This is a genomic window from Prevotella sp. P5-108 (assembly GCF_002251385.1).
In the GTDB taxonomy this organism is placed as follows: Bacteria; Bacteroidota; Bacteroidia; order Bacteroidales; family Bacteroidaceae; genus Prevotella.
The window spans coordinates 1-18,291 of sequence record NZ_NPJJ01000038.1 but is presented as its reverse complement, the minus strand read 5'-3'; the positions used below and the strand labels follow the sequence as shown (position 1 = coordinate 18,291).

12 protein-coding genes and 1 tRNA gene are annotated in these 18,291 nt (G+C 52.9%); 8 read left to right on the top strand and 5 right to left on the bottom strand.

Going from position 1 to position 18,291, the window contains the following annotated elements; all coding sequences use genetic code 11:
• Positions 1-22 precede the first annotated feature (22 nt).
• The 4 genes from CIK95_RS07335 to CIK95_RS07320 form a co-directional block, all read right to left on the bottom strand.
• Entirely contained in the window at positions 23-727 is a 705-nt protein-coding gene (locus CIK95_RS07335; RefSeq protein ID WP_094389083.1) for an ABC transporter ATP-binding protein, read from the bottom strand.
• Position 728: 1 nt separating this feature from the next.
• Positions 729-4,070 carry a preprotein translocase subunit SecA gene (gene secA, locus CIK95_RS07330; protein WP_094466661.1) on the bottom strand — a complete coding sequence of 1,114 codons (3,342 nt, stop codon included), beginning with the start codon at positions 4,068-4,070 and terminating at the stop codon, positions 729-731.
• Between the two features lie 281 nt (positions 4,071-4,351).
• Positions 4,352-5,755, bottom strand: a complete 1,404-nt coding sequence (locus CIK95_RS07325) for an alkaline phosphatase family protein (protein ID WP_094385003.1) — start codon at positions 5,753-5,755, stop codon at positions 4,352-4,354.
• Entirely contained in the window at positions 5,752-6,927 is a 1,176-nt protein-coding gene (locus CIK95_RS07320) for a DUF4105 domain-containing protein (protein WP_371591396.1), read from the bottom strand. Before CIK95_RS07320 ends, CIK95_RS07325 begins: the two co-directional genes overlap by 4 nt.
• 135 nt (positions 6,928-7,062) lie before the next feature.
• Here CIK95_RS07320 and CIK95_RS07315 point away from each other — a divergent pair, with 135 nt between their 5' ends.
• The 7 genes from CIK95_RS07315 (at position 7,063) to CIK95_RS13185 (ending at position 17,252) form a co-directional block, all read left to right on the top strand.
• Positions 7,063-8,355, top strand: a complete 1,293-nt coding sequence (locus CIK95_RS07315) for a hypothetical protein (protein ID WP_094389079.1) — start codon at positions 7,063-7,065, stop codon at positions 8,353-8,355.
• A gap of 24 nt (positions 8,356-8,379) precedes the next feature.
• Positions 8,380-9,036, top strand: coding sequence for an LPS export ABC transporter periplasmic protein LptC (gene lptC / locus CIK95_RS07310; RefSeq protein WP_022311643.1), 657 nt, complete (start codon positions 8,380-8,382; stop codon positions 9,034-9,036).
• A gap of 3 nt (positions 9,037-9,039) precedes the next feature.
• Entirely contained in the window at positions 9,040-10,311 is a 1,272-nt protein-coding gene (locus tag CIK95_RS07305) for a hemolysin family protein (protein ID WP_254046065.1), read from the top strand.
• A 105-nt stretch (positions 10,312-10,416) separates the two neighbouring features.
• Positions 10,417-12,558: a peptidylprolyl isomerase gene (locus tag CIK95_RS07300; RefSeq protein WP_094389078.1), complete on the top strand. Its 2,142-nt coding sequence runs from the start codon at positions 10,417-10,419 to the stop codon at positions 12,556-12,558.
• Between the two features lie 779 nt (positions 12,559-13,337).
• Positions 13,338-15,755 carry a ferrous iron transport protein B gene (gene feoB / locus CIK95_RS07295; protein WP_094466660.1) on the top strand — a complete coding sequence of 806 codons (2,418 nt, stop codon included), beginning with the start codon at positions 13,338-13,340 and terminating at the stop codon, positions 15,753-15,755.
• A 22-nt stretch (positions 15,756-15,777) separates the two neighbouring features.
• Complete coding sequence (locus CIK95_RS07290) at positions 15,778-16,974, top strand: L-serine ammonia-lyase (RefSeq protein WP_022311649.1); 1,197 nt, start codon at positions 15,778-15,780, stop codon at positions 16,972-16,974.
• 207 nt (positions 16,975-17,181) lie between these two features.
• Positions 17,182-17,252, top strand: a tRNA-Cys gene (locus CIK95_RS13185).
• 28 nt (positions 17,253-17,280) lie between these two features.
• Here the strand turns inward: CIK95_RS13185 and CIK95_RS07285 are convergent.
• Positions 17,281-17,577 (bottom strand): hypothetical protein, encoded by a 297-nt coding sequence (locus tag CIK95_RS07285; protein ID WP_094389076.1) that lies wholly within the window; start codon positions 17,575-17,577, stop codon positions 17,281-17,283.
• A 76-nt stretch (positions 17,578-17,653) separates the two neighbouring features.
• On the opposite strand from CIK95_RS07285, the gene CIK95_RS07280 reads away from it, so the two are divergent.
• On the top strand, positions 17,654-18,076 hold the full coding sequence (locus CIK95_RS07280; RefSeq protein ID WP_144007772.1) for a hypothetical protein: 423 nt from the start codon (positions 17,654-17,656) through the stop codon (positions 18,074-18,076).
• Positions 18,077-18,291: the final 215 nt, after the last annotated feature.

Genomic DNA, 18,291 nt, shown 5'->3' with positions numbered 1-18,291 from the left:
ATAGGGTGAAACCTAAAGACGGCTATTCGCTCACTTCAAAGTAGCTCTCCAACTCGCTCTCGGCGCTACCGCCCTCATTGGGCAGGTCCTTGATAATCTGGCCATGCTCCAAGAGAGCCACTCGCGTAGAGATGTCGATGGTGTGCTGCAGGTTGTGGCTGCTCACCAGTATGGTGGCATGCTCCTGGGCGGCATAATCGACGAGGAGTTTCTTGAGCAGTATCTGGCTCGACGGGTCGAGGAAGTTGAACGGCTCATCGAGAATGACGGTCTTTGGGCGGCTGAGGAGGGCTGAGACGATGCCCACCTTCTGCTTGTTGCCGGCAGAGAAATCGCGTATGTACTTCTTCTGCCCCATCACCTCGCCAGCCATAAAGCGCTCAAAGCCTGTCAGCCGTTCGGCAACCTGGTCGCGGCTCATGCCGTTGACCTTGCCGACAAACTCGAAATACTCTTCGGGGGTAAGGAAATCGATAAGGAAACCCTCGTCAATATAAGCTCCTACACCCGCTTTCCAGTCTTCGCTCTCGGCAGGGTTGGCTCCGTCGATGGTGACCGAACCCCGGTCGGCATCGAGCAGGTCAAGGATGAGTCGGAAGAATGTGGTCTTTCCGGCACCATTGTTGCCGACGAGTCCGAGGACATCTCCGTCGTTGATAACAAACGACGGGATGTCTACAGCTATCTTTTCGCCGAATTGCTTCAGCAAGTCTTTGGCTTCAATCATATTATCGGAGATTGCGTCCGTGGCAATTCTTGAACTTCTTGCCCGAACCGCAGGGACATGGGTCATTGGGACGTGGCATCTTCTGGGCTACGAAAGGCGTGTGATTGACCTGGTCAGCTCCCTCACGGGTATCGCGCTGAGCAGCGCTGCGCTGGGCCTGCTCGTCGAGGTCCATCTTCTGCTCATTGTAACGCTGAGAACGCTCCTCGGGGGCTGCCTCCTGTACAGGCTGCTGCAACTCGGGCACCTGACCACGCATAAGGACTGAGGCCACACGGTTGTTGAGGTCGTCGATCATGGCATCCCAGAGCTTGGCACTCTCGAGCTTGAACACGAGAAGCGGATCTTTCTGCTCGTAAGTGGCGTTCTGCACACTGTGACGCAACTCGTCGAGCTGGCGAAGGTGCTCCTTCCACTCGTCATCGATGGTATGGAGGACGATATACTTCTCAAACTCCTTGACCACCTCCTTGCACTCAGAGGTATAAGCAGCGTTGAAGTTGCAAGGTATCTGGTAGATATGGCGGCCATCGGTCACTGGAACGGCAATGCGCTCGATGCGGTCGCCATGGGCCTGATAGAGGTCGCTGATTACGGAGTAGGCAATGCTCTGCATACGCTCGTTCTTGCGCTTGAATGCAGCCATAGCCTCCTGGAATGCGCGCTCAGCCAAATCATCGCGCTTGCCGGCGAGAAGTTCTTCCTCGGTGAAGGGGCACTCCATGGCAAGAACCTTAAGGAAGCCTTCCTTGCAACCTTCGTAGTCGTTGTTCTCGATGATAGACACGCAACGGTCCCAGATGATGTTGGCGACATCCATACCGATGCGCTCACCCATCAGTGCATGACGGCGCTTGTCGTAGATAACAGTACGCTGCTTGTTCATCACATCATCGTACTCAAGCAGGTGTTTACGGATACCAAAGTTGTTCTCCTCGACCTTCTTCTGGGCATACTCGATGGCGCGCGACATGATAGGCGACTCGATACGCTCTCCGTCCTCAATCTTCATGCGGTCCATAATCTTGGCGATACGCTCGGAAGCGAAGAGGCGCATGAGTTTGTCTTCGAGAGATACATAGAAAACAGACGAACCGGGGTCGCCCTGACGGCCAGCACGACCACGCAGCTGGCGGTCTACACGACGGCTCTCGTGGCGCTCGGTACCGATGATGGCGAGACCACCTGCAGCCTTGACCTCGGGAGAGAGCTTGATGTCGGTACCACGACCTGCCATATTGGTGGCAATGGTCACGGCGCCCAGTCCATTGACGCTCTGTCCGGCTTGGGCCACGATGTGGGCCTCACGCAAGTGGTTCTTGGCATTGAGCACCTCGTGGGGTATCTTGCGAAGGGTAAGCATACGGCTCAGCAACTCTGAGATTTCTACCGAAGTGGTACCCACCAGACAGGGACGTCCGGCGTTGCGCATCTCCTCGATTTCCTCGATGACGGCACGATACTTCTCGCGGTTGGTCTTGTAGAGACGGTCGTCCATATCGATACGTGCGACAGGACGGTTGGTAGGTATCTCGACAACATCGAGCTTGTAGATATCCCAGAACTCGCCAGCCTCAGTAGAAGCAGTACCGGTCATACCGGAGAGCTTGTGATACATACGGAAGTAGTTCTGCAGGGTGATAGTGGCAAAGGTCTGGGTGGCAGCCTCAACACGGACATGCTCCTTGGCCTCAACAGCCTGGTGGAGACCATCGCTCCAGCGGCGACCCTCCATGATACGGCCTGTCTGCTCATCAACAATCTTGACCTGGCCATCGATAACGACATACTCGTCATCCTTGTTGAACATGGTGTAAGCCTTGAGCAACTGCTGGAGAGTATGCACGCGCTCGCTCTGCAATGCATAGTGGGCAAGCATCTCGTCCTTCTTGTCCAGGCGCTCCTGGTCGGAGATACCGGTCTGGCTCTCAAGCGCAGACATCTGAGAAGTGATGTCGGGCAATACAAAGAGCTTGTCATCATTGACCTGGGCGGCGAGCCATGCAGTTCCCTTATCGGTAAGGTCGGCACTGTTGAGCTTCTCGTCTACCACAAAATAGAGAGGCTTGACGGCCTCGGGCATACGGCGGTTGTTGTTCTCCATATACATCTCCTCGGTACGCTGCAAACCAGACTTGATGCCATCCTCAGAGAGATATTTGATAAGTGCCTTGTTCTTGGGAAGAGCCTTGAACGAACGGAAAAGAGCGAGGAAGCCCTCAGCCTGCAACTCCTGAGCCTTCTTGGCATCGGCCTCTTTCTCTGCGGCGCTGATTTTCTGGCGTGCCTCGGCAAGGAGTTCGGTAGCCTGCTTGCGCTGAACTTCATAGAGACGCTCAACGAGGGGCTGGAACTGCTCAAACATCTGGTCGTCGCCCTTGGGGATAGGGCCAGAGATGATAAGTGGGGTACGGGCATCGTCAATCAACACCGAGTCGACCTCATCGACGATGGCGTAGTTGTGGCGGCGCTGCACAAGGTCGGCAGGCGAAACAGCCATGTTGTCACGCAGATAGTCGAAGCCGAACTCATTGTTGGTACCAAAGGTAATATCAGCCTGATAAGCCTTGCGACGGGCCTCAGAATTGGGCTGGTGCTTATCGATACAATCTACACTAAGTCCATTGAACATATAGAGTGGGCCCATCCACTCGGAGTCACGCTTGGCCAGATAGTCATTGACGGTCACCATGTGTACACCGTTGCCGGTGAGCGCATTGAGGAATACTGGCAGAGTAGCCACGAGAGTCTTACCCTCACCAGTAGCCATCTCGGCAATCTTACCCTGATGGAGGGCGATGCCACCGAAAATCTGCACATCGTAGTGTACCATATCCCACTTCACCTTGTTACCTCCGGCCGTCCACTCGTTGTGGTAAATGGCCTTGTCGCCATCGATGGTGATAAAGTCGTTGGCAGGATTGGCAGCCAGTTCACGGTCGAAGTCGTTGGCAGTAACCACAGTCTCCTCGTTCTCGGCAAAGCGGCGGGCGGTATCCTTGACGATGCTATAGGCAATAGGCATAACATCGTTGAGAGCCTTCTCATACTTCTCGAGCGCGTCCTTCTCAAGACTGTCTATCTTGTTGAAAATCTTCTCACGCTCATCAATAGGAGTTTCCTCGATGGTGGCACGCAACTTGGCTATCTGCTCTTTCTCAGTCAGGGCAGCATCCTGCACATACTTCTGTATCTCCTTGGTCTTGGCACGCAGTTCGTCGTTGCTCAAGGCCTTGATGGCAGGGTATGCTTCCTTTACCTTTTCTACAAGGGGCTGGATGAGTTTCATGTCGCGGGTGGACTTGTCTCCAAACAGCGACTTCAGAATTTTGTTGAAATTCATTGCTTATATTATTTTATTTATTATCTTGATAATCATGTGCAAAGGTACGAATATTTTCGTACAATTATGCACTATTTGCCGTATTTTAATCACACGCAGTGATGTCTGCAATCATTTTTGTGCCATACTGCAAGGGCTCAAGCGCCTACACTTACATATCTATCGATGCAGGCACCCGCAAAGGCACCTTGGGAATGGCTATAATAAACAAGGGAAAAACAAAGCCTGTAACCTCCGTCGACGTCACGGCATTGCCGCCGACAGAGGTTGCAGGAAAAACGTCAGAACAAGGGTTCTGACTTACAGGCATTGGGAGCCCGGATGCGTATGGCCTTGGCAATGGTGGGTGCGATATGCTCCACGCTTACCGGGGTATTGATGTGCTCTGCCGGGGTTCCGGCGCCATAGAATATGATGGGAAACGGCACAAACGAAGCACGACAAGTGTAGCGTTCCTGATTGTCTTCGTTATACAACTGCCAACCTGGAGCCACCTCGACCACAATGTCGCCGCTGATGGCGGGATGATGGCCGTTACGCAGTTTGCGTGTGTCTCCGCCCGCATTGAGAAGGCTGTTGGTGGTATAGACATCGCGCACTCCCGAGTTCTGGATAAGGAACTCCTGACAGCGCACCAGCACCTCGCTCTGGCTGATACGCTTCTGCTCTATCAGCTTGTGATTCAGATAGATTTCGTTGTGATAACAGGCTTCAACATATCTACCCTGGCCATAAACAGCACCGAGATAGATGTTGAGCAGATTGGCGGTACGGTTGATGTAGAACGTGCCGGTGGGCACATTGTATTTGGAATAATCTACATTCTCTTCATCGGTATAGCCCGTGCTGGTCACCACAAACAGCACATGCTCCTTACCTACCTGTTTCTCGATGCCAGCCACAAGGTCGCCCAGCAGTTGGTCGAGCTTGATGTACACGCCCTCCATATCTGTCTGCCAGTTGGCTGCGCCGCGCCCTTTGGCAGAGAGCGTTACGGCGAGATAGTCAGTCACGGCATCGCGCCCCATAGCCTGCTCCACCACGCAAGCCTGAGCTGCATGGGCTACGGCAAGGTTCTTGGTGCGGTCATCCGACGCGCGCTGCGAATAGACGGCATTGTAGGCATTGAGCCACTTATGCGCCTTCTGCGGATAATAGGCCGAGGTGGCAAGCACGCCACGGTTGTCGTCGACCCACACGGCTCCGTCGGCAGCATGACCGGCAGAGAGGACGGCGGCATCACGGCTGAAAGCGAGGGCATAGACGAGCGCAGAGCCGCCAGTAGCCACCTTGAGCTCGTCGCCTATGGTAGAAGTGGAAAGCAGGCGCGGCGAAGTACCCACCTTGCTGTCTGCCACGCAATAGACGGGGCGCAGCGTGGCTCGGTCAAGCCATTGCGAGCTTACTATATTATTATAATAAGGTGTAGTGCCCGAACTGATAGACGCCACAGCCGAGGCACGGTCAATGGGAAGAAAGTCGTAGCTTGCGGCCTCATAGACACGCCCTTCGGACAGAAGTTTCTTGAATCCGTCGGGACCGTAGAGAGGAGCGAAAGCCTGTATATAATCAGTACGCAACTGGTCGATGGTGATATTGACCACGAGGCGGGGCGCCGGCTGCAGCCGCTGGGCCGAGGCGGTAGCTGAGAGTGCGAGCAATATCGCTGTCAGACATTTATTCATGCGGTTGTTTGTTTTGTTCGTTTACACCAGTTATAGAGTACTGCAACTCTAAACAGCAAAGATAATGCCAAAGTCCATATTGCTGCATCATATTTTTGCCAAATGCCCATAAAAAGTGACAATGCCAGTGACCCGGCTATCACCCACAGCCATCTGCCGAACTGGCGGCGTCGCAGTGAACGCACTACGGGCCAGAGGGCTATAAGGCAGAGCGGAGAGAGTATCAGTATCTGGAAATTAAGGCTCACCGTGGGATGCTGCGAGAAAATCATGGCTGTCAGGATGATTCCTCCCACACCCGTAGCGAGAAGCCACAGGATGTCGAGCCCATAGAGGATGCGGCGGGTGCGCCACTCGATGATGGTGACGACAATCATGACCATCAGCACCGCAAGGGCCACAGCCATAGGAGGCATCGCCGCCGCAAAGCCAGACTCTGCATCTTGCTTTTCAGCCAGTTGCGACAACGATGGTTCATAGAGCATACGACTGTCTGAGACCAGCTTGCGACGCTCACCAGAGGGAAGCCGCAGATAAGCATCTTCAAAATCCTCGCGCAGACTGTCGGGCAGGAACTGACGCTCAGCCATAGAGACTTGCCGGTCGGCTTTGACACCGAGGAGCAAATCATTGCCCAATCGGCTCCAGGGATAGTCTTCATTCCACTGGTGAAGCATAGTGCGGAAGGTCACACCGTCAAGGTTGCGCTGAGGATATTCTATGTCGCAACCCAACTGACCCACAATGACATCGCGGGCCTTGGTCGTACAGTTGTTATAGAAGAAATTATAACGATAGGTACGGTTTTCAGGCAGATAATTGCGGGCAAGGGCTTCACCGATGGCACGCTTCTGCTCAGCGGTGAGGTTAAGGGTCTGCTGGTAGACCCAACGGCCTTCATACTGATACTCGCGCATGAAATAATCGAAAGGCGTGATGCCCATCTGATAATCAGTAAGTCCAAAGACGAACCTCAGGACAAAATAGTCCTGATTGAAAGAGAACATACCGTAATTGATGACCATATCCTCGCCCGTGCGATGGTCGGTATAACGGATGGCTGTATGGCCGTAGAGCGAATAGACCTCGTCGCCCGGCCCACAGGTAAGCAGCGCGATGTCCACCGAATCGGCAGACTCTACAGCCCTACTGGTAACGCATGTCAAAGACACCAAAAATGTCAACAACACGGTCTTCAAAAATGTATTAAAATGTTTCACAGTGCAAAAATAGCTTGTTTTTTGGACTTTTCGTATCATATTTCAATTTTTTTCGATAATTTTGCACGCTATACAACACATACGTTAATGAAAAGAATAATTCTTAGCATAGCCCTTATGGGTTTAGCGGTACTGAATATAACGGCACAGAGTGGCACCAACTCTCCTTATAGTCAGTTTGGATTGGGCTTGTTGGCCGACCAGTCGAGCGGATTCAACCGCGGTATGAACGGATTGGGCCTGGGATTTCGCGAGCACAATCAGGTCAATTATCTCAACCCCGCCTCTTACTCTGTTATCGACTCACTTTCTTTTATCTTCGATGTGGGAATAACAGGCCAGATAACCAACTTCAATGAGAATGGCAAGAAGCAAAACGCCAACAACGCCGACCTTGAGTACATCGTGGCCGGTTTCCGCGCGTTCAAGAACCTCGGCGTCAGCTTCGGTATCATTCCCTTCACCACCGTGGGTTACAACTACGGCACTTCCTCCTATGTAGGCAACCAGATGACCGTGATGTCTTCCAATACCTATTCGGGTAGCGGCGGTGTACATCAGGCATATTTTGGTGCAGGTTGGCGCCCCATCAAGTACTTATCCATCGGTGCCAACATCTCTTATCTGTGGGGCAACTACGACCGCTCGCTCGTAAACCGCTACAGCGACTCGTATGCCAACACCTTGGCACGTTATTTCTCTGCCGACATACGCAGCTACAAGCTCGACCTGGGCGTGCAGGGCATACTGCCGCTGAGCAAGAAGAATACCCTCACCGTAGGTGCCACCTATAGCCCCGGACACAAGCTCAACGCTGACCCCGAGTGCATGGTCATCTCGACCAACACCCAGCAGGCCGTAGCCGACACCACCCGCTATAGCATCACCAATGGTTTGTCTATCCCCGACATGTTCGGTGTAGGTATCGCCTTCAACCACGACAACCAGTGGAAGGTGGGTGTCGATTATACCTGCCAACTCTGGGGCGACATCCAGTTCCCCGAGTTCTCTGTAGAGAACGGCGTGTCTCAGTTCACGCTCAAGAACTCGCTCAAAGACCGCCAGAAGATTACCGTTGGTGGCGAATACTGCAAGGCTGAGTATGGCCGCAGCTTCTTCCAGCGCATCAAGTATCGCGTCGGTGCATCCTACGCCACACCCTATGTCACCGTCAACGGCCAGGACGGCCCCAAGGAGGTCAGCGTCAGTGCTGGTTTCGGCCTTCCCATCGTCAACGCCTACAACAACCGTTCTTACCTGAACATCAGCGGCCAGTGGGTTCGCTCCACAGCACCAGGTTACATCAAGGAAAACATCTTCCGCATCAATATCGGCCTCACTTTCAACGAGCGTTGGTTCGCCAAGTGGAAGGTTGATTAATATAGAGGTATAAAAAGACTTACAGTGTCAAGACGCTTAACCATCATCTCGCTGCTTGCAGCCCTTTTCTGCATCTCCTGTCAGGAACAGCAAGAGCACACAGCTCCCGCCATCAATCCCCGCGATTCGGTGGCGATGATGATATCCTATGGCGTCAACACGCTCATTTCCGACTCGGGTGTCATCAAGTACCGCATTGTCACCGAGAGATGGGAGGTCAACCAGAACCGCAAGCCCTCGCGATGGATATTCGACAAGGGACTGTTTCTGGAGCAGTTTGACCAGCGTTTCCATGTAGAGTCCTACATCCAATGCGACACTGCCTATTATTATGATGAAAGCCGACTGTGGGAACTGCGCGGTAGAGTACATATACTTACCAACGACGGACTGCGTTTCTCCAGCGAGCAGCTCTATTGGGATGAGCTCAGACACGAGCTCTACTCCCATGTCTACTCCAAGCTGGTTACCCCCGAGCGCGAGATTGAGGGCAGCTACTTCCGCAGCGACGAAAAGATGACGAAATACTACATATCCAACAGCAAGGGTTCGTTCGTGAAAGGCGACTTTGACAGCAGCGAGAGCGACACAGTGACGACAGCCAAAGACTCGGTGGCTCCACAACTGCGCCCAGCTCCGATGCCACAGCGCCGCAACACGTCAATACCAATTATGCACTAAATCATGTTAGACAACATAGACATACCGCTACTTATAGGCATCCTGATTTCCATGGTTCTTTCAGCATTCTTCTCAGGCATGGAAATCGCTTTCGTCTCCAGCAACAGAATGCGCGCAGAGATGGACAAGGAGAAGAGTGTATTCACCCAGAAGCTACTTTCGGTATTCTACAGCCACCCCAACGGCTTTGTGAGCACCATGCTCGTAGGCAACAACATCGTGCTGGTGGTCTACGGCATCTTGTTTGCCAAGTTCTTCGACAAGACGCTCTTTGAGCCGCTCGACGTCGGTATGCGCGTAGCTGCCGACACCGTGCTCTCGACCATCGTGGTATTGTTCACCGGCGAATTTCTGCCCAAGACGCTGTTCAAGAACAATGCCAACAAGCTGCTTACGCTCTTTTCGCCCATAGCCTATTTCTTCTATATTGTCCTATGGCCCATCAGCAAATTCTCTACCCTGTCTGCCAAATTTCTGCTCAGACTGGTAGGCAAGCGCATGGAAAAGGAAGACGACGACGAAGGGTTCTCCAAGGTCGACTTGGACTACCTTGTCCACTCGTCGCTCGACAACGCCAAGGCCGACAGCCCCATCAATGACGAAGTCAAGATATTCCAGAACGCCCTTGAATTTTCAGACATCAGGGTGCGCGACTGCATGGTGCCACGTACCGAAATCAATGCCGTAAGCATAGACTGCAGCATCGAGGAACTCCAGCAGAAATTCATCGAGAGCGGCAACTCCAAGATTATCGTTTACCGCGATGATATCGACAACATTATAGGCTACATCCACTCGCTCGAGCTGTTCCGCAACGCTGCCGAGTGGAAAGAGCATGTATGCCAGATGCCGTTCGTGCCCGAGAGCATGGCAGCGCAGAAACTGATGAAGACATTCCTGCAGGAGAAGAAATCACTGGGCGTGGTGGTCGACGAGTTTGGCGGTACCAGCGGCATCGTGGCGCTCGAGGACATCGTCGAGGAAATCTTCGGCGACATCGAAGACGAGCACGACAGCACCAAGTATATCGCCAAGCAACTCGACAACGGAGAATATCTGCTCTCTGCCCGACTGGAGATAGACAAAGTCAACGAGATGTTTGACCTGGGACTCCCCGAAAGCGACGAATATATGACCATCAGCGGACTCATACTCCACTACTACGAAAGTTTACCCAAACTCAACGAGATAGTGACCATCGGCAAGTTTGAGTTCAAGATTATCAAGAATACAATGACCAAAATCGTCCTTGTACAACTAAAAGTTAACGCCTGAGAGCAAATTTTCGGCGAAAAGTGCCGTGGTTTGCTTTCTTTTTACTATTTTTGTAGGCATTTAGAAAAAACGAGAAAACAATAATAATAAAAACTATAAACAATAATGGCAGCATTAGGAAAAATTAGAAGCAAAGGCGGCCTGCTGATAGGTATTATCGCACTGGGCCTTTTTGCATTCATCGCCGAAGAAATGGTTCGTTCGTGCGAAACTACTAAAAACGACCAGCGTCAGCAGGTCGGTGAAGTATTGGGAGAGAAAATCAATTTTCAGGAATTCCAGAAGCTCGTTGACGAGAACACCGAAATCATCAAGATGCAGCAAGGTACTGAAAACCTGAATGAAGACCAGCTCAACCAGGTTAAGGATATGGTTTGGAGCACTTACGTTCAGACCAAAATCATCGAGAAGGAAGCCAAGGAACTGGGCCTCACCGTTACCGACGGCGAGTTGCAGAACATCCTGAAGCAGGGTACCAACCCTCTGCTCATGAACACTCCGTTTATCAACCAGCAGACTGGACGCTTCGACGTCAACCAGCTGCAGAAGTTCCTCGCCGAGTACAAGGCCCAGCAGGGTGTAAATCCCCAGATGGCACAGCAGTACAACAGCCTGTACAAATACTGGAACTTCATCGAGAAGACTCTGCGCCAGCAGACTCTTGCACAGAAGTACCAGGCACTGCTCGGCAGCTGCTTCATCTCCAACGCCATCGAGGCCAAGGCTTCATTCAAGGAGGAGAACGAAGAGGCTCAGGTTGAGCTCGCCGCTCTGCCCTACTCTTCTATCGATGACAGCAAGGTGACCATCGAGAAATCAGACCTCAAGGCCAAGTACAACGAGCTGAAGCCCCGCTTCGAGCAGTTTGTTGAAGCCCGCGACATCAAGTATATCGACATCGAGGTAGTACCTTCGGCAGCCGACCGCGCCGCTATCAAGAAGGACTTCGAGGCTTATCACAACGACATGGTTGCTGCCGCCGACCCCGCAGAGGTGGTTCGCAAGAGCGCATCGCTCATCCCCTATCTGGGTCTGCCCGTGACCAAGGCTGCATATCCTATGGACATCGCTGCCCAGCTCGACTCTATGGCTGTAGGTCAGACATCACGCGTCTTCAACAATGCTCAGGACAACACCATGAACATCGTGAAGCTCGTGTCTAAGACCCAGATGCCCGACTCTATCCAGTATCGCCAGATACAGGTGGCAGCCGAGACTCCCGAAGCATCCAAGGCTACTGCCGACTCTATCTACCGCGCACTCGCAGCAGGTGCCGACTTCGAGGCACTCGCCAAGAAGTACAACCAGACTGGCGAAAAGCTGTGGATTACCACTGCCCAGTATCAGGCAGCTCCCTCTATGGACAAGGACACCAAGAACTTTATCAACAGCCTCAACACTCTCTCTGCCAACGAGACCAAGGTCATCAACTTCACTCAGGGCAGCGTAGTGCTTCAGGTCGTAGACCGCAAGGCTATGGTCAACAAGTATGTTGCAGCCGTTGTCAAGAAGACCATCGAGTTCTCTAAGGATACTTACAGTGCCGCTTACAACAAGTTCAGCTCGTTTGTAAGTGCCAACGACACCGAGGAGAAGATTGTCAAGAATGCAGCCAAGGCCGGCTACACTGTAAGAGAGGCCAACGACATCACTACTGCTCAGCACAACCTCGCCGGCATCCACAGCACCCGCGACGCTATGAAGTGGTTGTTCGAGGCCAAGGAGAAGGAAGTATCTCCTATGTATGAGTGTGGTGACAACAACCACCTGCTCGTAGCCGTTCTCGACAAGATTCACGCCAAGGGCTACCGCGATCTCGACGATGCTCAGGTAATGGACATGGTCAAGGCAGAGGTAATGAAGGACAAGAAGGCAGAGATGCTGATGGAGAAGGTTAAGGGCGTGAAGTCTGTCAACGAGGCTAAGGCCAAGGGCGCTACCGTAACCGCTATCAGCCAGGTTACCTTCGCTGCTCCTGTATTCGTTACAGCTACCGGTTCTACCGAGCCCGCTCTGAGTGGAGCCATCGCTGCTACAGCCAAGGGCAAGTTCTGCAAGGCTCCCGTGAAGGGCAATGCAGGTGTATACCTCTTCAGCGTTACCGGCAAGACCATGCGTCCCGGCAAGCTGGATATCAAGACCCAGGAGGCCAAGCTCAACCAGAGAGCCATGCAGATGGCTGCAGGTTATATGAGCGAGCTCTACGCCAACGCCAAGATTGTTGACAACCGCTACCTCTTCTTCTAAGCGATTACACCTTATTAATATATATTATCCCGATGTCCTCAACCAGGGCATCGGGATTTTTCATGCGCGAGGATTACGCCCCCGCTCCTTAGCAAACCGAGGGGAGAGTGTGCGGTTTTACCCAGAAAAGAAATATATCCATTCATACAATTGTATAGAGCATGTTCTTCACCCCGCAAACAGCTTAGCCAGCTCGTACCGTTTGAAACGAGCCCACGTACCTTACGATACGTAGTCACGTGACATTTGATACGGACTCACGTTTCAATCGTTACGCACCAGCAACCACAACCTCAAGACAACCAAATGGCTCGATAATGAGCTGAAAGGCCATCAGGAAACTCGCAAAAACTGTAAAATAAGGCGTTCGGAAGACGAGAAATTTGTAAAATAAGGCGTTCTGGAGACGCAAAAACTGTAAAATAAGGCGTTCTGTCATGCCGTCATCCTATTTATAACAGTCTATAAATGTGACAGGGGGCCTTGCCACAAGCAAACAGAGGCAAGAGCTGGACGCCGAAACCATCTGCACAGCGTCGTCGGGACTGAGAAGTAGGGGAATGAGAGCATTTGAGCCTGTTTAGAGGCACGACAAGCCTGCCATTCTTCCCCATTCCTCTCCCCCAGTCATCCCCCCGCATCGGGAGGAGAGCCTGCACCTTGCTGAGATTACGTTGGGATGGCTTAGTTTTTTGACTGGCACAAATAAAAACAAGGGCAGATTCTTTGTGTTACACACTACTTTGAGTAACTTTGCATCAGATTAAACCAATAGTAGAATGAAACTTTCAGAACTTAAAACCGGTGAGAAAGGCGTTATCGTCAAAGTGCTTGGACACGGCGGCTTTCGCAAACGCATCGTAGAAATGGGATTTATCAAGGGCAAGAAAGTGGAGGTGCTGCTCAATGCGCCGCTCCACGACCCAGTGAAATACCGTATTATGGGATATGAGGTTTCTCTGCGCCATAGCGAGGCCGACCAGATTGAGGTGGTTACCGCCGGAGAGGTCGCCAAGACACAGACCAATATCAAGCCCGAAATAGAAACCAACGCAGGCACAGACACCCATACCGCCGAGGCGCCCACCGACCAGCAGCTGGAAGACGCTGCCATCCGCAAGAGCCACGACATCAATGTGGCGCTCGTGGGAAACCCCAACTGCGGCAAGACATCGCTCTTCAATTTCATCTCGGGTGCCCATGAGCATGTGGGCAACTACAGTGGCGTGACGGTAGACGCCAAGGAGGGCGTGGCAGAGATGGACGGCTACACCTTCCATATCGTCGACCTGCCCGGCACCTATTCGCTGTCGGCCTATTCGCCCGAAGAAATCTACGTGCGCAGACAGATAATCGACAAGACGCCCGATATCATCATCAACGTGATAGACAGCAGCAACCTGGAGCGCAACCTCTATCTCACCACCCAACTCATAGACATGCACGTGCGCATGGTGTGCGCTCTCAACATGTTTGACGAGTCCGAGAAGCGAGGCGACCATGTCGACGCCGACCGTCTGGGACGCCTCTTCGGTGTGCCCATGGTACCCACCGTCTTCACCAACGGCCGTGGTGTGAAGGAACTCTTCGAGACCATCATCCGCATGTATGAGGGCAACGAGGACGACGACCCTCACTACCGCCATGTGCACATCAACCACGGCCACGAGATAGAACATGGCATCGAGGAAATCCAGGAGCACCTGAAGAAGGCAGCCAATCTGCGCCACCGCTACTCTACCCGCTATCTTGCCATCAAGTTGCTTGAAAATGACAAGGAGGCCGAACGCTATATCCGCACGCTGCCCGATGCCGAGGAGATACTGCGCCATCGCGACGAGGCGGCACGGCGTGTGAAGGAGGAAACGGGCGACGACAGCGAGACAGCCATCATGGACGCCAAATACGGATTTATCAACGGCGCGCTGCAAGAGGCCGAATACTCTACCGGACACAAGAAGGACACCTATCAGGTGACCCACCTCATAGACCGCATCATTACCAACCGCTTTGTGGGCTTCCCCATCTTCATCCTGCTCTTGCTGGTGATGTTCTCTGCCACCTTCCTTTTGGGACAGATACCCATGGGATGGATAGAGGACGGCATCGCCTGGCTCGGCACGATGGTGGGACAGTATATGCCCGACGGCCCGCTCAAGGACATGATAGCCGACGGCATCATCGGTGGCGTGGGAGCAGTGATAGTCTTCCTGCCGCAGATACTCATCCTCTACTTCTTCATCTCCTATATGGAGGACAGCGGCTACATGTCGCGCGCAGCGTTTATCATGGACCGTCTGATGCACAAGATGGGACTCCACGGCAAATCGTTCATCCCCCTCATCATGGGCTTCGGTTGCAATGTGCCGGCAGTGATGGCCACGCGTACCATCGAGAGCCGCCGCAGCCGTCTGGTCACCATGCTCATTCTGCCGATGATGAGCTGCTCGGCGCGACTGCCCATCTATGTCATGATTACCGGCACCTTCTTTGCGCTGAACTACCAGCCGCTCATCATGTTGTCGCTCTATCTCGTGGGCATCGTGATGGCGGTGATACTGAGCCGCGTCTTCTGCCGCCATGTCATCAAGGGCGAAGATACGCCCTTTGTGATGGAGCTGCCACCTTACCGCTTCCCCACCTGGAAGGCCATTGGCCGCCATACGTGGGAGAAGGGCAAGCAGTATCTGCGCAAGATGGGCGGCATCATCATGGTGGCGTCGATAGTGGTCTGGGCTTTGGGTTATTTCCCTCATCATGAAGGACTTACTCCCCAGCAACAGCAGGAGCAGAGCTACATAGGACACATCGGCAAGGCCATCGAGCCCGTTTTCCGTCCACTGGGTTTCAACTGGAAACTCGATGTGGGACTCGTCTCGGGCATCGGCGCCAAGGAGATAGTGGCATCTACCATAGGCGTGCTCTACGCCAACAGCGACGAGATGGGCTCCGACGACGGCAACACCCGCAAGTACGAACTGCTGCACCAGATGATGGCCGCCGACGGCATCACCCCGCTCACGGCCTATTGCTTCCTGCTCTTCGTGCTGCTCTATTTCCCCTGTCTTGCCACCATTGCCGCCATCAAGTCCGAGACGGGCTCATGGCGATGGGCGCTCTTTGCCGCCGGCTACACCACGGTGCTGGCCTGGGTGGTATCTGCACTGGTTTACCAGATAGGTTCACTCTTTGTCTAATTACCACATTACTATATCTATAATGAAGTCACTTACAGAGTTATACAAGATTGGAAAGGGCCCTTCATCGAGCCATACCATGGGACCACAGAAGGCCGCCAAGATTTACGCCAAGCGCCACCCCGACGCCCACCTGTTCGACGTGACCCTCTATGGCAGTCTGGCAGCTACGGGCAAGGGCCACATGACCGACACCGCCATCATAGAGGTGCTCTCGCCCATCGCCACAGTCAACATACATTGGGAGCCCAACATCTTCCTGCCCTACCACCCCAACGGCATGAAGTTCACAGCCGACGGCGCCGACGAGTGGATAGTCTACAGCGTAGGCGGAGGTGCCCTCTCTGAGGGTAAGGCCGAAGATATGTTTGATACACCTGAAGTCTACGAGATGAACTCGCTCAGCGAGATTCTTACCTGGTGCGACCAGAACGGCCGCTCATACTGGGAGTACGTCGATTTGTGCGAAGGCGATGTGGTATGGCCCTATCTGCAGGAGGTATGGGAGACTATGCAGGAGTGCGTGGAGCGTGGTATCAACCACGAAGGCGTACTGCCCGGCCCGCTCAATCTGCCCCGCAAAGCCCCGACCTATTATGTCAAGGCCACAGGCTACAAGCAGTCGCTGCAGACACGAGGTCTGGTCTATGCCTATGCCCTTGCCGCCAGCGAAGAGAACGCCTCGGGTGGCACCATCGTCACCGCCCCCACCTGTGGTGCCTGCGGCGTAGTGCCAGCCGTACTATACCATCTTTCCAAAGGCCACAAGTTCAGCGACACCCGCATTCTGCACGCCCTTGCCACGGCTGGAATTATCGGCAACGTGGTCAAGCAGAACGCCTCCATCTCCGGCGCCGACGTGGGTTGCCAGGGCGAGGTAGGCGTAGCCTGCGCTATGGCCAGTGCCGCAGCCTGCCAGCTCTTCGGTGGTAGCCCGGCACAGATAGAGTATGCGGCAGAGATGGGATTGGAACACCACCTGGGTATGACCTGCGACCCGGTATGCGGATTGGTTCAGATACCCTGTATCGAGCGCAACGCCTTTGCCGCAACCCGCTCGCTCGACGCCAACCTCTACTCGGCGTTCTCCGACGGCAAGCACCGCGTGAGCTTCGACCGCGTGGTACAGGTTATGAAGCAGACGGGCCACGACCTGCCTTCACTTTACAAGGAAACGAGTACAGGTGGACTCGCCAAGACTTTCAAGAATATTAAGTAGACCATGCAGTATATCGCGACATACATCATCCTCGCCCTATGCGCCATATTTGTGGCGTATAGGGTGTACAGGGTGTTGAAATGTCACAAGACTGGCTGTGAGAACTGCGCTTTTTACGACAAATGCAGCAGCAAACACAAAAAACATGGCTGAAAATTTGGACAGCTCGATTATTTGCACTATCTTTGCACTCACAATTTAGCACAGGGTACCTTGGCCGATCGGTTAGGTAACGGTCTGCAAAACCGTGTAGAGCAGTTCGACTCTGCTAGGTACCTCAAAGACAAAGGACATAAATCTTATGATTTATGTCCTTTTTGTATATACCCTCGAAAATCTACCTCGCTCTTCCAGTGCCGTTACATCTGCCACAAGTTCTGGTACACGAACCATAACAGATGCCACATCTGATAGTACCCTTGCCATTACAGTTAGTACAACGAGGTTTTTTTGATGAATATGGATTGTAACCTTTTCCACTACGTCCGCCACAAACCTGTCGACCTGAGCCATTTGACCACAACGGTGGGCAGCAGGCTGCATCATACGTTTTTCTCCCCCAGCCATCACTTTCCTGCCGATTTTCTTTGCGCGCGTGTACATTATTATTATATTTGCAATGTAAACATCTTAACCCCTGACCATGCGCCACCAGATTGTCATAATGCTGTTGGGGCTCATGACCATACTGAGCCTCCCTGCTTTCGCCATTGCCGGAAGCAGAGAGAGTAATCACGCTATCCAACCCTACAAATACATAGGCAAGGAACTCGACCGCACCCACGGCCTCGACTGGTACGACCACGGAGCCCGCCACTACGCCCCCGTGACGGGACGATGGAACGTAATGGATGCCTTGGCGGAGAAATACTACGTATGGTCGCACGATGAGCGTGCATCGATCGCAGATGGTTTTTTCTCAAAAGAAATGGGAGGACTACCTGCTCTTGTAATAGGAAAGGACAAGGTTACTCGTGGCTTCTATTATGACTTCAACGATGGAAAAAGTTTTGGATTCGGCAACGACCTTAAATTCCATGAATTAAATATATTATCATTATGGTTAAATCAACATCGAAGGTTTTTTTTGCAAGTAAAGTGACATGCCTATTAGTAATTGGCTGCTTGTCCACACTCTCAGTAATTAGCTGCTTGTCCACACACTCTTTAGGCATGTCTGCAGCCCCCATAGCATGTACGCCAGGAGAAGGTTTGGAAATAAAAGAGATTTTCTGTGATAGCTCTCTACGTGAAATTATCAAAACGTATACGGAAAGCCATTCCCGCTATGACACTTTTGTTGTTACCCGCCCCATC

Excerpts from the sequence above, each read along its gene's own strand:
- CIK95_RS07335 (WP_094389083.1), bottom strand. The coding sequence starts at position 727 with ATGATTGAAGCCAAAGACTTGCTGAAGCAATTCGGCGAAAAGATAGCT.
- secA (WP_094466661.1), bottom strand. The coding sequence starts at position 4,070 with ATGAATTTCAACAAAATTCTGAAGTCGCTGTTTGGAGACAAGTCCACC.
- CIK95_RS07325 (WP_094385003.1), bottom strand. The coding sequence starts at position 5,755 with ATGAATAAATGTCTGACAGCGATATTGCTCGCACTCTCAGCTACCGCC.
- CIK95_RS07315 (WP_094389079.1), top strand. The coding sequence starts at position 7,063 with ATGAAAAGAATAATTCTTAGCATAGCCCTTATGGGTTTAGCGGTACTG.
- CIK95_RS07305 (WP_254046065.1), top strand. The coding sequence starts at position 9,040 with ATGTTAGACAACATAGACATACCGCTACTTATAGGCATCCTGATTTCC.
- CIK95_RS07300 (WP_094389078.1), top strand. The coding sequence starts at position 10,417 with ATGGCAGCATTAGGAAAAATTAGAAGCAAAGGCGGCCTGCTGATAGGT.
- feoB (WP_094466660.1), top strand. The coding sequence starts at position 13,338 with ATGAAACTTTCAGAACTTAAAACCGGTGAGAAAGGCGTTATCGTCAAA.
- CIK95_RS07290 (WP_022311649.1), top strand. The coding sequence starts at position 15,778 with ATGAAGTCACTTACAGAGTTATACAAGATTGGAAAGGGCCCTTCATCG.
- CIK95_RS07285 (WP_094389076.1), bottom strand. The coding sequence starts at position 17,577 with ATGTACACGCGCGCAAAGAAAATCGGCAGGAAAGTGATGGCTGGGGGA.
- CIK95_RS07280 (WP_144007772.1), top strand. The coding sequence starts at position 17,654 with ATGACCATACTGAGCCTCCCTGCTTTCGCCATTGCCGGAAGCAGAGAG.